Below are 12,988 nucleotides of genomic sequence, written 5' to 3' on the forward strand. Positions count from 1 at the left end.
CTAAGCCTTTTTCCGACAAAGGAAAGGGAAGCCGGCCGCCTTCCAGCCATGCGCGGGACCGGCAATCCACGTGCTATGTTTCATGCCATCGTAATCCCAGGTTGCCACAACGCCGGCAAGCCGCGAAACGGCCAGGGAAACCATCAGGAAACCATCAGGAGACCTTCATGAAGACAGCGCTCTTCGTCTGGTTCGCGGCGCTGGCCTTGCTGATCGCGGTCCCGACCGGCGCAGATGCCGCCCGCCTCGGCAAGCCGTGCGGCGGCCTTGCCGGCCTGCAATGCAGCAGTCGCAGCCAGTTCTGCCAGTTCAAGCCCGGGACCTGCGGCCGCTTCGACCAGACCGGCACCTGCGCGTTCCGCCCGACGATCTGCAACAAGATCTTCAAGCCCGTCTGCGGCTGCGACGGCAAGACCTATGGCAATGATTGCGAGCGCCGGGCCGCCGGAGTTTCCAAGGCACAGGACGGCAAGTGCTCGTCCTGACGCGGCCATATTGACGGGCTCCGCGGGAGCCTGCATGTAGCTTTGCGTATTTTCATACCGCGGGGGTATTTCGTGACAGCATCGTTGCGCCGACGCTTGCCTTTGAGCATCCGCTCCACACTGCCGGCCGCGCTGATCGCGCTGGCGACGGTTTTCGTCGCAGCGCCCGCGCATGCCGATCCCTGCGTGGACATCGCCAAGCAGCTCGCCGGCCAGATCGACGGGCTGAAGGTCAATTTCAGCGCCGCCAACATCACCTATCTCACGCACCCGGCGGCGAAGGAATTGTCGCTCGGCTGCCGCGGCAAGGATTATTCGATCGAGCTCTACGCCAAGACCGATCGCAAGATGAAGCCGGAGTTCTTCAACCTGGTCGGCTCCGCCACGGCGCTGATCTTCACCGTGCCGAAGGACGACGCCGTCACCGGCACCTCGCGCTGCCTGAAGCGGATGGGCATCTTGCGCGGCAACACCATCACGATGCGCTATCGCCGTCTCAACCTCGAATGCACCCGCAACAAGACCGACGCCTCGATCACCGTTCGTCGCGGCAACAACGAGTGATCAGCCCTCGCCGGTGATGCGCGCGATGGCGTCGAGCACCCTGCCCCATCCCGGGCTCATCATGTCGAAGGCGAAGCGGTTGCCCGGCAGCACGAAGCCGTCATGCACCATCCGCAGATGGGTGCCGCCTTCGACCGGCGTCAGCGTCCAGGTGACGATCGTATCGAGCTTCGAGCCGTATTCCGGATTGGTATCAGCGCCGCCCTTCCAGGAGTAGCGCAACAGACGCGGCGGATCGCAATCCAGCACCTCGCAATGCACGACACCGTCCCAGTCGCCCATCGGCTTGGTGTGGAAATTGAAGCGATGGCCAACGGCCGGCGCGAAATCGTTCGGCATCAGCCATTTCGCGATCCGATCGCTCGTCGTCAGCGTCCGCCAGATCTTCTCGGCCGCGCAGGGCAGCACCTTCTCGACCGTGATCGCGTGCGTCTCACCCATCACTCACTCTCCTTCAGCAGCCGTTCCAGGTTTGCAAAGCGCTCGGCCCAGAACGTCTCGTAATGGCCGAGCCAGTCGATCAGCGGGCCGAGCCCCTTCGGCGCGATGCGATAATGGATATGCCGGCCCTCGCGCCGCTCGGCGACCAGCCCGGCATCGCGCAGCGCGCGCAGATGTTGCGACACCGCCGGCTGCGACACCTTTGAACCCTGCACCAGGCCGGTCGCGGCGATCTCGCCCTCCCGCGCGATCCGCTCAAACACCGCCCGCCGCGTCGGGTCCGCGAGGGTCTTGAGCACATCGGTCAGCTGCGTGGCGGCGGGCATGATAATATATAAGCAATTGCTTATATAATTGTCAATACAGTCGCGCCGCAGGAACGCCTCGCCTGCTCCGAAAGTTGATCGCTGCGGTCGCATGTTTGCCGGGAAAGGGTGCGATAATATCGACTGGAATCGCGCGGAGCCGCTCATGATCGCAAAGCTCCTTCTGCAGAATACCTTCTTCGTCATCGCCATGGCCGTGCTGTTGTTTGCCTTCGCTGGTACGCTGCACTGGCCCGGCGCATGGGCCTATCTGATCGCCTCTGCCGTGATCGGCCCGGCCTGCGGTCTGTGGCTTGCCAAGGTCGATCCCGAACTGCTGGCCGAGCGCATGCGCCTCACCGCGCGTGAAGGCCAGCCCACCGAGGACAAGCGGTTCATGCTGGTGTTCCTGGTCGTAGCCGTGCTGTGGTTCGTCGCGATGGGGCTCGACCGACGCTTTGACGGCGTCAATGACGGCGTGCCGCTGATCGTGCTCGGCCTTGCGCTGTACCTGTTGTCGACCGTGCTGATCCTCTGGGTGTTCCGCACCAACTCGTTCGCCGCGCCGGTCGTGAAGGTGCAGACCGAGCGCGACCATCACGTCATCTCGACCGGTCCCTACGCGCTGGTCCGCCATTTGATGTATACGAGCGTGATGCTGTTCTTCATCGGCGTGCCGCTGACGCTCGGCTCCTGGTGGGGCCTCGCCTTCGTGCCGGTGTTCTTCGTGATGTTCGCGGTCCGCACAGGGATCGAGGAGCGCACGCTGGTGACGGGATTGTCAGGCTACGCCGATTATGCGGCACGGGTGCGCTACCGCCTCGTGCCCGGGCTGTGGTGAGGGATCATCATGGCAGAGAGCAAGACCTACACCGGCGGTTGCCATTGCGGACAGGTCCGCTTCGAATGCACCACCGATATGGCCATGGTGACCGCCTGCAACTGCTCGATCTGCACCAAGAAGGGCCTGCACTTCGTGTTCATGCCGCCGTCGAGCTTCCAGCTTCGCGCCGGCGCCGAGAACCTCAAGGAATATCTCTTCAACCGCCATGCGATCCGCCATCAACTTTGCGTCGATTGCGGCGTCGACGTGTTCGCGCGCGGCAAGAAGCCCGATGGCACCGACATCGTGGGCGCTGAATGTCAGCTGCATCGACGGCATCGATCTGTCGAAGATCGCGATGACACCGGTGGATGGAAGGAACCGGTGACGGCAGTCATTCCGGGTCGGTCCGCAGGACCGAACCCGGAATGAGGGCGATCACAAATCCAGCGCCTTGTAGCGTCGGAAAATGCCCTCTTCGTTGAAGGGAATCCGCCGCTCGCTGGCCAGATACGCCTTGATGTTCGGCCGCTCGGCGACGCGATCGCGCAGCGCGATCAGCCGCGGGATCTTCTTCTCGAACGCCGCCATCCGCTTCGGAAACGCATAGCGCAGGCCTTCCGCGATCTGGAACAGCGACAGGTCAGCGTAGGTCAGCCGGCGGCCGGTGACGAACGCGCCGCGGTTGGCCTGCACGAGGTCCTCGAAATAGCCGAGATATTTCGGCACCCGCGAATCCCAGAACTCCTCGGTGCGCTTCTTCGCCGGCGCCTTCTGGTCCTCGTAATACAGCGACGGCCCGAGCGGATGATGCGTATCGTGGATCTCCAGCACGAAGTCCGCGATCGTCAGCTGCAGCTGGTGCACCCGGAGCTTTCCACCCTCCGCCTTCGGCGCGAGGCCGTGGCGCGCGCCGAGATAGAGCAGGATGTTGGCGGTCTGCCCGATCACGAGACTGCCGACCTTGAGGAACGGCGGCGCAAACGGCGGCGTGCCCTTGTGTGTCTCCATCATCTTCATCATGGCGCCCGTGCCGCCCTTGGCCCGCGCGACATCGGTGTAGCCGGCGCCTGCATCCTCGAGCGCGAGACGGACATATTCGCCGCGGCCCTGGATCATCGGCCAGTAGTAGAGCTGATAGTGCATGCACTTACCTCCGAAAACTTCGCCGCATCGGTTCGCTTCAGCTCGATCGTAGCCGCGCCGCGGTCAGATCGTCCACCGCGCACGGTCGCCTGTGCGAACCGCGCGGAGGCTGCTAAGGTTCCAACGTCGAATCTTCGATGAGGGATCATCTTATGGCGGATAGCAAGAAGAAGCGGGGCGCGGCAGATCGCGCTCTGATCGCGTTGAGCGAGTCCTACGAAGTTGCGTACTGGTCCAAGAAGTTCAAGGTCACGCCGGCGAAGCTGAAAGCCGCCGTCAAGAAGGTCGGACATTCCTCCAAGAAGGTGGAAGCCCATTTCAAGGAGCAACGCCACAAGGCCGCCGACCGCGCGCGGATCGCAATCAGCGAGCCCTACGAGGTCCGCTACTGGTCGAAGAAGTTCAAGGTGACCCCTGCCCGGCTCAAGACCGCGGTCGCCGCGGTCGGGCATTCCTCGAAGAAGGTCGAAGCCTATTTCGCGGCGAAGAAGAGAACCGCGAAGAAAAAGAAGACGGCCAAGAAGACAGTTAAGAAGACCGTCAAGCGCAAGAAGAGCTGAGCGCGGCCGGACGATCCCGACATTGCGAGGAGCGAAGCGACGAAGCAATCCATCGCTCCGCGCGTACGGCAGGATGGATTGCTTCGCTGCGCTCGCAATGACGAAGCAGATGCGCTCCCCTCAGTTCGCCGCGAAGCAGTACAGCAGGCCGTCGCCGCCGGTGCTCTTCAGGTCGGCCTGCGAGCAGCCGCCGTCGGGACCGCGCGAGGGATGCGACGTGTTCCAGGATTTTGACGGCTCGTCGTCGCGCAGGCCCTTGCGGTCGAAATGCCCGAGCATGGCGGCGCCTTGCGTGCTGCTTGTCCAGTTCTTGCAGGTGCGGTCCTCGCCGGCCGCAAATGCCGTACCGTCTGCCTGCGATCCCGTCAGCACGTCGTGGCGGTTCGGCGTGTCGCCGGCACCGTTGACGACCTCGCCCTTCTCGGACAGGGCGGTCTGCTTGGTGAGATTGTTGCCGGCGCTGTGCAGGTCGGCGACGTCCTTGGCGACCACGACGCCCTTTACATTCTTCCAAGGTCCCTTGCCGATGCGATCGCGTGCATTCTCCGCGGCCTTGCCGTCGGCCGCCTGGGTCGAGAGATAGGCGCGCCAGGTCTTCGGCGCACCGAAGCCGGCGGCCTGCGCCAGCGTCTGGCAATGATTGTCGGCGCCGGCGAGCCCGCCGAGATTGCCACCGTTGCCGATGCCGTTGCTGGTCAGGAAGAAGCTGGTGTCCGCGGTCTGCGCCGCTGCCGGCGGCGTGGCCACGACGACGAACGCAAGACAGGCCGGAACCGCGATCTGCGCAATGGTCTTCATCTCAATCCTCCCGATGGTTGTTATCGACTGCTGACATCAACCCGCAGGCCCTCCGGATATTCCGGCGCCGCGACACGTGAATGAACGCGCAATCGGGATAGGGGGGGCCTCGCGGCTCCGCCCACCGGGTCACCGGAGGCGGTCGCCCGCCCCCGGTTCCCACAGAACGTGGCGTGCGGATTTCCCGCACCGACGCTCTTCGACAGTTGGTTCACAGCACCGCAAGCGCCTGCAGCTCCCGATAAGGGAGGCGCAGCTTAGGCTTCAGCAACGGTGTCCGTTCTTTGATTTGGTTGAAGGCGTCCCAAGTGAGGCGTCGGCCTGCCCAGCTGCGGCTGCGCAGCATTCCGCGCCAGTAACGCTCCACTGCCCGATAAACTTTTACGAGGCTCCGGAGATTTCCGGCGACGCCGTAATAGCCATAGTGGCCGCGCAGGACGACGTTGATTTCATCGGCCTGGTCACTGATCTTGTAATGCCGTATTCGCCGCATCAGCTCCTGCAGAGACATGAGGCTGCGCTTTAGCCGAGATTTCTCGGTACGCATCCCAACCTTGAAGTTGCCTCTTTGGTTTCGCGTGCAATAGAGCGTCAGCCCCAGAAAGTAGATTGTTTCCGGGCGGTTTCTGCCGCGTTTGCCCGCGTGTCTTTGCGCGAACCGACCAAACTCGACCAACTTGGTCTTGGTCGGCTCTAGAGTGAGGCCGAACTTCCCCAACCGAAGACGCAGGGCCTCCTGTACGCGGATGGCGTCCGATCGATATTGGAAGCAGATCACAAAGTCGTCGATATAGCGCAAAAGTCGGGCTTCGCCCCGCAACCGACCCTTCACCACGCGTTCGAACCAGAGGTCGAGAACGTAATGAAGGTAGAGGTTGCTCAAAAGCACACTGATCGATCCGCCTTGTGGCGTTCCTTGTTCGCTCGGATGCACTGCTCCGTCTTCCAAGACACCCGCTTTCAACCAGCGCCGGATCAAGCTGATCAGGCGCGGATCACCGACTCGATGTTCGACAAACCGGAGGACCCAATCATGATCGAGACTCCCGAAGAAGTTCTTCAAGTCCGCCTCCAACACCCAGCTGATCATGCCGCCGGCGATGACCTCATTGAGGGTCGCCAAGGCGTGATGGGCGCTGAGCTTCGGCCTGCCGCCGAACGAGCTGGGCAAGAAGTCCTGCTCGTAGATGGCGGACAACACCTCAGCCGTGCTGCGCTGGAGGGCCCGGTCGGCGACAGTTGGAACCCCGAGGGGGCGCTTCTCCGTCTTACCGGGCTTGGGGATATAGACACGCCGAATGTTCGGCGCCCGATATCCCTGTCGGTGGATGGATTGGAGCATCGGCTCGATCCATCCGTCGAAGCTCTCCCTCGCCGCCTCCACCGTCTGTCCGTCCACCCCGGCGGCGGAGCGCTTCGGAATCTGTAATAGATTCTTTTGCACTCGGTCGCGCGTGATGTGATGGGCCAACGAGGTGAAGCGAAGATTTGGCTCGCGCCGAGCTTTCACTGCTATTTGTTCAAGTTTCGTTTCCATGGTCAGCTGATCTTCTCTTAGGATAGAAGGCCGTGACTCCCGTTGAATGGAGCCCATGTCGCCCAAGAACAATTCAACTACCGCTGACCGCTTCCCCATGTAGTCGGCTCTCCCGACCTCCGAGTACTATCAGTCAGTCTGACTTCCACCCGGTCATCAGACCCTTCTCACCTCATCGGCTTGGCAGGTCCTACAAGCTTGCGCTTGAACCGGACGGATCTCCCTTGTTCACGTCAATCCCCTTGGTTGCATGCTGGCGGTACGAACCCCGGGAGCACCTCAGCCCGCTCGCGATGACGCGGGTTGCGATTCCGCCTTCCCCTTTGAGAGACAGGGTCGGCTACTCCGATCACGTTCGATTTCGGGGCTATCTTCCCGTTCACTTCATTCCGGCCTGCAACCTCCCTGTCTACGCTTCGTAGCGACCGTTACCGGACGCCACGCAAGACTTGGTACACGGCCGCTCGCTAGGCTTTGCCGTGGCCGTCATCTCAGACGGCAGATTTCAACGCGCTTGCAAGGCGCAACTCCCACACCACCGGACATACGGGTCCGTATCCGGCGGTTCAGTGGATTATGCGGTCTGCAGCGCCGCGACGGAAGCCAAGCCGAGTGAACTGAAGAACGCGATTGGCATGGCGATGGTGAGTGCGGGACTGTTCGCGAGCCGCCAGGGGCCATGTGGGCTTCCGGCGGTTTGCGCCGCCCGATCCCGGCCGACGCCGCGGCGTCGCAGCTCGGCAAAACGAGTGATTCCGCGCTTCCACTGCTTCCAGGCGATGGCGCGCAACCGCCGCCTGAGCCATTGATCAAGGTCGCGCAATATCGACGGGGTTTGGCAGAAGCCGAAGTAGCCGCGCCATCCGATCAGATAGACGGACAACTCCTTGACAATCTGCGCAAGGCTTCGGCCGCGCGTGCGCCGTGTCAGCTCCCGAACTTTCGCCTTGAAGCGGGCGAGCGCCTGCGGCGCAATGCGCCGCCGCGGTGCTGTCCCGCCGGTGAAGCTGAAGCCCAGGAACTTGCGAACGCTCGGTTTGGCGACCGCACTCTTGGCCTTGTTGACCTTGAGCTTGAGGCGCTTTTCGAGGAACTTCTCGATGCCGGCCAGCACCCGTTCGCCCGCTCGCTGACTGCGCACATAGATGTTGCAGTCATCGGCATAACGCACAAAGCGGTGGCCGCGCTTCTCCAGTTCCTTGTCCAGCACATCCAGCATCAGATTCGACAACAGCGGCGAGAGCGGACCGCCTTGCGGCGTGCCCTCTTCCGTCGGGCTGACCACCCCTCCCTCCATCACCCCCGCATTCAGGAATCCGCGGATGAGCTTCAGAAGGCGCTTGTCAGTCACCCGTTTGGCGACCAGCCCCATCAGGACGTCGTGGTTGACCCGGTCGAAGAACTTTTCCAAGTCGATGTCCACGACGACGGCGTGCCCGGACGCGATATACGCCTGCGCCCGTTCCACCGCCTGATGCGCCGAGCGGGTCGGCCGGAAGCCGAAGCTCGTCTCGGAGAACGTCCCATCCCAATCCGCCTGCAGCACCTGCATCACCGCCTGCTGGATGACGCGGTCGAGCACCGTCGGGATGCCGAGCGGCCGCAGGCCGCCCGACGCCTTCGGTATCTCGACCCGCCGCACCGGCTGCGGCTTGTAGGTGCCGTCAAGCAGTTGAGCTCGGATCGTGAGCCAGTGCTCTTTCAGGTGGGCCGGCAGTTCGTTGACGGTCATCCCATCGACGCCTGCCGCGCCCTTGTTGCGCTTCACTTGCGCCAACGCTTTCTTCAGATTCTCACGCTCGACCACTGCTTCCATCGACAGCCCTGCGACCGCCGGGCGTTCAAGATTGGCCGTCGCCGCGCTTGCTTCGGTCTCTCGGACGGCGGCGCTTTGGGCTTCACCCTTCGCTCCGGTGTCCGAGTTCAGCTCAACCTGATTCTTCTGCCGCATGGCTCGCGCGAGATCGACCGCTCTACTAACCACTTCCACCGTTCGGGCCTTCGGCGGCGCGCTGCCGCCTACTATGCCCTCGGCTGACTTCTGCGCTGCGGTCAGGCCGCCTTGCGACGACCTCAGTCCCGTTGCCGGGACACAGCGCAGACCTCCCGAGGTAAGACCGACCGCCTTCGCCGCACGCCCGCCGGATTTACCACCCCGACCCTTGATGACCTTGGACTTCGCGACCGTTTGCTCGCTCGTCCGGCCGGGTAGGCCTCGTTATCCGGTTCTTGTCCATCGGGCCGCGGCTTTGCTCCACGCTTTCTTCAGACCCCACCTCGCGATGATGCCCTTGCGCTTCGCTAACCCTTCGCCGCCATCAGGCTGGGTAGAGGACTTCCACCTCCAAGCTGTCGTTCATACTCGGCACACAAACAAAAGCGCCGCGGACCAGGCCGCGGCGCCTTGTATCTGTCATCTTCGGCAATCGATCAGTTGGTCTGCTGGATCGCCGAAAGCTCCCAATTGCCGCCGCGCTGGCGCACGAAGGTCCAGACCTCCGTGACCTCCTCCGGCTGCGTGCTGCCGCCGACCTGACGGCCGGTGCCGCGCTCGAGCACGGTGTCGACCAGCGAGTAGCGCATCGCGACCGTCGCATACTCGCTGTCGCCTTCGCGCCAGGCTTCCGCCAGATCGCCCTGCAGCAGCTTCACATTGGTCACCTTGTTGGTGACGTTGCGCGCCTTGTTCTCCTCGAGATCCTTCGAGAAGTACGACACCATCTCCGGCGTCGCGAGCGTGTGCAGCTTCGCGATGTCCTCGTTCGACCACGCGGTCTGGATGTCGCCGAGCAGCCGTTCGAACGTCTCGTAGTCGCCAGGCGCGATCTCGACCGGGGCGTTCGATCCACCGCCGAGGCCGAAGCCGAAGCCCGAGCGGGCGTTCGCCTGCGGACCGGGGCCGACGTCAGGGCCACCCGCATAGGCGGCCGCCGGCGTATTGCGGCGCTGCCACCACGACATCGCAAGGCGAACCACGAGCACGATCAGGCCGATCTGCAGCAAGAGGCCGAGCATCGACGACAGGCCGCCGAGACCCGAGAACAGCCCGCCGCCGAACAGCATGCCGAACAGGCCGGCGCCAAGGAAGCCCGCGGCCAGGCCGCCGAGCAGGCCGCGGCCCATTCCGCCGCGACCGAACAGGCCGCCGGAATTCGCCGCCGCCGGCGCGCCCATGTTCGGGCTACCAGGCTGGCTGAAGGTGCGGTTCATCGGCGCAACCGAGCCCGGCGCCGTGCTGGTCGAGGGCGGCGCGGAGAATGTCCGCGAGCCGCGCGAGCCGCCACCGCCAACGCGGGCGTCGGCCGCCGAAACGGTCATCATCACGGGCAGCGCCAGCGCCATCGCGACGGCGATCGCCCGAACAATTCCACGCGTGCGTTGCGAGAAATTCATGTTGGTTTCCTCAAAGGATTCCCCGGCATGGGGAAACGCCCCTAAGATGGGCAGGGCCGGTTAAAAGTGAAGCGGGAAACGGGAACCGCGGCTGCGGCCCTCGGTCGCGGAGATGTGACACTATGGTCCTTGTGGATGCGACGGCGCGTCCTACCGCGGGATGAGGCCCGGTTTCAACCGCAGTTACCGCGGAATTTCACCTCGCACTTGCGAGAAGTGAAGCCGGTTGCCGCGGCAACCGGCTAGTTCGCCGTCATGGTTTCCTTCACCGCGGCGACCAGCTGCGTCAACGTGAAGGGCTTCGGCAGGAATGCGAACTGCTGGTTCTCCGGCAGGCTCTTCTCGAACGCGTCCTCGGCATAGCCTGAGACGAAGATGATCTTCAGCTCCGCGTTGCGGCTGCGCATTTCCTTCAGCAGCGTCGGGCCGTCCATCTCCGGCATCACGACGTCGGAGACGACGAGATCGACGGCGCCGTTCTTCTCCTCGAACGCCTCCAGCGCCTCGACGCCGTTCGCCGCCTCGATCACGCTGTAGCCGCGCGAACGCAGCCCGCGCGCATTGAGCGAGCGCAGGCCGTCCTCGTCCTCCACCAGCAGGATGGTGCCCTGCCCGGTGAGATCGGGCTTCGGCTTGGCGGCTTCCACGGCGGGTTCCTTGGCCGCACCGTTGCCGGCCTGGGCCTCCGGTGCGACCTCTTGCTCCTGGCGATGCCGCGGCAGATAGATGCGGAACGTGGTGCCGCCGCCCGGCACGGAATCGACATAGACGAAGCCGCCGGTCTGCTTGACGATACCGTAGACCGTGGACAGGCCGAGACCGGTCCCCTTGCCGACTTCCTTGGTCGAGAAGAACGGCTCGAAGATCTTGTCGATGATCTCGGCCGGAATGCCGGTGCCGGTGTCGGCGATCTCGATCTTCACATAGTCTGCCGCTGGCATGCCCTTGTTGGCGAGCTGGGCGGCTTCCTCGGTAGGCACATTGGCGGTGCGGATGATCAGCTTGCCGCCGTCGGGCATCGCATCGCGCGCGTTGACCGCGAGATTGACCACCACCTGCTCGAATTGCGAGACGTCGACCTTCACCGGCCACAGGTCGCGGCCATGCACCAGGTCGAGCTTGACCTTCTCGCCGATCAGCCGGCGCAGCAGCATGGTGAGGTCGCTCAATGCATCGCCGAGATCGAGCACCTGCGGCCGCAGCGTCTGGCGGCGCGAGAATGCAAGCAGCTGCCGCACCAGCGTCGCGGCGCGGGTGGCGTTCTGCTTGATCTGCATGATGTCCTGGAACGACGGGTCGGTCGGCTTGTGCGCGTTCAGCAGGAAGTCGTTGGCCATCATGATGGCCGACAGCACATTATTGAAGTCGTGCGCGATGCCGCCGGCGAGCTGGCCGACCATCTCCATCTTCTGCGACTGGTTGATCTGGTTTTCCAGCGCGCGCCGCTCGGTGGTCTCGAGCATGTAGACGATCGCGGTCTCGGCGTCGCGCTCGTCTTTCTCGACGGTGGTGACGAAGAACTGGGCAAAGCGCTCCTTGGGCCCGTCGAGCATCACCTCGACCGGCGCGATGTCGCCCTGGCCCTCGGCCGCCTGGTTGATCGCGGCGATCAGGAGGCCGCGGTCGCGCGGATTGACGGCGCGGAAGATCGACTTGGCGGCGCCGCCGTCGCCGTTCAGGCCCTGCGCCAGCTTGGCATAGCGCGCATTGGCGCCGACCACATTGCCGCCGCGATCGACGGTCGCGATCGCCATCGGCGTATGGTCGAAGAAGCGCATGAAGCGCACCTCGGCGGCGCGCTCCGGATCGGAATGCTCGTCGCGGGCGCGGCTGATCACCAGCGTGCGCGAGGCGCCTGCCGCGCCGTCGGCGCCGAAGGCGAGCTTGTGATAGAGCCGCACCGGCACGGTCTTGCCGCCGCGCATCCGCAGGTCGATATCGAACACCTCGGTCTTGACCTCGCCCGGCACCGCCGCAATCGAGGTCAACAGCGCCGCGCCGTCGCCCGAGACGATGTCGGTCAGTTTCAGGCCGCCCGAGCCGATCTCGGCCAGATCGTAGTCCAGCCAGTTGGCCAGCGTGGCGTTGACATAGGCGATCTCGCCGGCCGGATTGACCGAGAAGAAGCCGCATGGCGCGTGATCGAGATATTCGATCGCGTGTCGCAGCTCCTGGAACACGTCTTCCTGGCGCTCGCGGTCGCGGGTGACGTCGGCGATCGACCAAACCGCGTATTTCGCATCGCGCTTGCCCTCGCCGAGCGGGCGTACCCGCAGGCGCAGCCAGCGGCCTTGCCCGGCCTCGTGGCCGGCGACGCGGACCTCCTCCTGCTGCCGCTTGCCCTCGCGGGCAGCCTTCAAAAGGCGGAACACGGCCTCGGAGACGTCGGGGTTGCCGATGAAGACGCGCTCGACCGGACGGACGTCCTGCGGCCCGGCCGCGCCGGTCAGCGTGAGATAGGCGGCGTTGGAATAGACCACGTGGCCGCGGGAGTCGGTGACGACGAGCCCTTCCTGGGCCTGGTCGGCGATCCGCGCCATCACCGGATCATCTGTGGCGCGGTCGGAGAAGCGGATGATGCCGGCGGCAAGGGCGAACAGGTTGAACAGCCCGACGGTAGCGAGCAGCGCCAGCACGCCGAGGATATAGGGCTGCGCCTCGGTGCGGCCGATGGTCATCAGCCAGACCGCCACCGCGACGATGCCGGCGGCGATCAGGACCACCAGCAGGATGCTGCCGTTCCGCCGCGCTGGCCCGTGAGCCACGAACGGCTCAGTCACGGAAGGATCGTTGCTATCGGCGGTCATCTGGAGAGACATGGCTCGTCTGCATCACGAAGGCGACCGGCCGGCCACCTCGCCCCTGAGTGCCTGAATCGGACCCGAAAACGCAAGTCCATCAGGCGGCAATTTCGCAAGTTACGCGCATTTCAAGCT

12 protein-coding genes and 1 pseudogene are annotated in these 12,988 nt (G+C 64.2%); 5 read left to right on the forward strand and 8 right to left on the reverse strand.

Annotation, left to right across the window (positions count from 1 at the left end):
* Positions 1-167: 167 nt before the first annotated feature.
* Together ACE10X_RS28300 and ACE10X_RS28305 are read left to right on the forward strand one after the other, a co-directional pair.
* Entirely contained in the window at positions 168-485 is a 318-nt protein-coding gene (locus tag ACE10X_RS28300; RefSeq protein ID WP_375763188.1) for a Kazal-type serine protease inhibitor family protein, read from the forward strand.
* Between the two features lie 102 nt (positions 486-587).
* Entirely contained in the window at positions 588-1,049 is a 462-nt protein-coding gene (locus ACE10X_RS28305) for a hypothetical protein (RefSeq protein WP_016844779.1), read from the forward strand.
* Here ACE10X_RS28305 and ACE10X_RS28310 read toward each other — a convergent pair whose 3' ends face one another.
* A complete protein-coding gene (locus tag ACE10X_RS28310; protein ID WP_038386004.1) occupies positions 1,050-1,490 on the reverse strand; it encodes an SRPBCC domain-containing protein in 441 nt (146 codons plus the stop codon). It abuts the gene before it with no gap.
* Positions 1,490-1,816 (reverse strand): helix-turn-helix transcriptional regulator, encoded by a 327-nt coding sequence (locus ACE10X_RS28315; protein ID WP_028339820.1) that lies wholly within the window; start codon positions 1,814-1,816, stop codon positions 1,490-1,492. Before ACE10X_RS28315 ends, ACE10X_RS28310 begins: the two co-directional genes overlap by 1 nt.
* A 145-nt stretch (positions 1,817-1,961) precedes the next feature.
* On the opposite strand from ACE10X_RS28315, the gene ACE10X_RS28320 reads away from it, so the two are divergent.
* Both ACE10X_RS28320 and ACE10X_RS28325 read left to right on the forward strand, forming a co-directional pair.
* Complete coding sequence (locus tag ACE10X_RS28320) at positions 1,962-2,636, forward strand: methyltransferase family protein (protein WP_375763189.1); 675 nt, start codon at positions 1,962-1,964, stop codon at positions 2,634-2,636.
* Between the two features lie 9 nt (positions 2,637-2,645).
* A pseudogene (locus ACE10X_RS28325) lies at positions 2,646-3,006 on the forward strand (GFA family protein).
* A 50-nt stretch (positions 3,007-3,056) separates the two neighbouring features.
* Here the strand turns inward: ACE10X_RS28325 and ACE10X_RS28330 are convergent.
* Positions 3,057-3,764: a glutathione S-transferase gene (locus ACE10X_RS28330; RefSeq protein WP_375763190.1), complete on the reverse strand. Its 708-nt coding sequence runs from the start codon at positions 3,762-3,764 to the stop codon at positions 3,057-3,059.
* A gap of 152 nt (positions 3,765-3,916) precedes the next feature.
* On the opposite strand from ACE10X_RS28330, the gene ACE10X_RS28335 reads away from it, so the two are divergent.
* Complete coding sequence (locus ACE10X_RS28335; protein WP_038386007.1) at positions 3,917-4,324, forward strand: DUF3606 domain-containing protein; 408 nt, start codon at positions 3,917-3,919, stop codon at positions 4,322-4,324.
* Positions 4,325-4,444: 120 nt separating this feature from the next.
* On the opposite strand, the gene ACE10X_RS28340 is transcribed toward ACE10X_RS28335, so the two are convergent.
* The 5 genes from ACE10X_RS28340 to cckA form a co-directional block, all read right to left on the reverse strand.
* Positions 4,445-5,122: a lectin gene (locus ACE10X_RS28340; RefSeq protein ID WP_375763191.1), complete on the reverse strand. Its 678-nt coding sequence runs from the start codon at positions 5,120-5,122 to the stop codon at positions 4,445-4,447.
* Positions 5,123-5,333: 211 nt separating this feature from the next.
* Complete coding sequence (ltrA, locus tag ACE10X_RS28345) at positions 5,334-6,659, reverse strand: group II intron reverse transcriptase/maturase (RefSeq protein WP_375763020.1); 1,326 nt, start codon at positions 6,657-6,659, stop codon at positions 5,334-5,336.
* A 574-nt stretch (positions 6,660-7,233) separates the two neighbouring features.
* Positions 7,234-8,610, reverse strand: a complete 1,377-nt coding sequence (gene ltrA, locus ACE10X_RS28350) for a group II intron reverse transcriptase/maturase (protein WP_375762961.1) — start codon at positions 8,608-8,610, stop codon at positions 7,234-7,236.
* A 479-nt stretch (positions 8,611-9,089) separates the two neighbouring features.
* Positions 9,090-10,052 (reverse strand): Tim44-like domain-containing protein, encoded by a 963-nt coding sequence (locus tag ACE10X_RS28355; RefSeq protein WP_038385460.1) that lies wholly within the window; start codon positions 10,050-10,052, stop codon positions 9,090-9,092.
* A 242-nt stretch (positions 10,053-10,294) separates the two neighbouring features.
* Positions 10,295-12,859 carry a cell cycle histidine kinase CckA gene (cckA, locus tag ACE10X_RS28360; protein WP_038385461.1) on the reverse strand — a complete coding sequence of 855 codons (2,565 nt, stop codon included), beginning with the start codon at positions 12,857-12,859 and terminating at the stop codon, positions 10,295-10,297.
* Between the last annotated feature and the right edge of the window lie 129 nt (positions 12,860-12,988).

Source organism: Bradyrhizobium sp. Pha-3 (assembly GCF_042258325.1).
GTDB lineage: Bacteria > Pseudomonadota > Alphaproteobacteria > Rhizobiales > Xanthobacteraceae > Bradyrhizobium > Bradyrhizobium elkanii.

What these genes read in the sequence shown, in the direction of transcription:
- ACE10X_RS28300 (WP_375763188.1), top strand. Translation starts at nt 168, where the DNA reads ATGAAGACAGCGCTCTTCGTCTGGTTCGCGGCGCTGGCCTTGCTGATC.
- ACE10X_RS28310 (WP_038386004.1), bottom strand. Translation starts at nt 1,490, where the DNA reads ATGGGTGAGACGCACGCGATCACGGTCGAGAAGGTGCTGCCCTGCGCG.
- ACE10X_RS28315 (WP_028339820.1), bottom strand. Translation starts at nt 1,816, where the DNA reads ATGCCCGCCGCCACGCAGCTGACCGATGTGCTCAAGACCCTCGCGGAC.
- ACE10X_RS28320 (WP_375763189.1), top strand. Translation starts at nt 1,962, where the DNA reads ATGATCGCAAAGCTCCTTCTGCAGAATACCTTCTTCGTCATCGCCATG.
- ACE10X_RS28330 (WP_375763190.1), bottom strand. Translation starts at nt 3,764, where the DNA reads ATGCACTATCAGCTCTACTACTGGCCGATGATCCAGGGCCGCGGCGAA.
- ACE10X_RS28335 (WP_038386007.1), top strand. Translation starts at nt 3,917, where the DNA reads ATGGCGGATAGCAAGAAGAAGCGGGGCGCGGCAGATCGCGCTCTGATC.
- ACE10X_RS28340 (WP_375763191.1), bottom strand. Translation starts at nt 5,122, where the DNA reads ATGAAGACCATTGCGCAGATCGCGGTTCCGGCCTGTCTTGCGTTCGTC.
- ltrA (WP_375763020.1), bottom strand. Translation starts at nt 6,659, where the DNA reads ATGGAAACGAAACTTGAACAAATAGCAGTGAAAGCTCGGCGCGAGCCA.
- ltrA (WP_375762961.1), bottom strand. Translation starts at nt 8,610, where the DNA reads ATGCGGCAGAAGAATCAGGTTGAGCTGAACTCGGACACCGGAGCGAAG.
- ACE10X_RS28355 (WP_038385460.1), bottom strand. Translation starts at nt 10,052, where the DNA reads ATGAATTTCTCGCAACGCACGCGTGGAATTGTTCGGGCGATCGCCGTC.
- cckA (WP_038385461.1), bottom strand. Translation starts at nt 12,859, where the DNA reads ATGACCGCCGATAGCAACGATCCTTCCGTGACTGAGCCGTTCGTGGCT.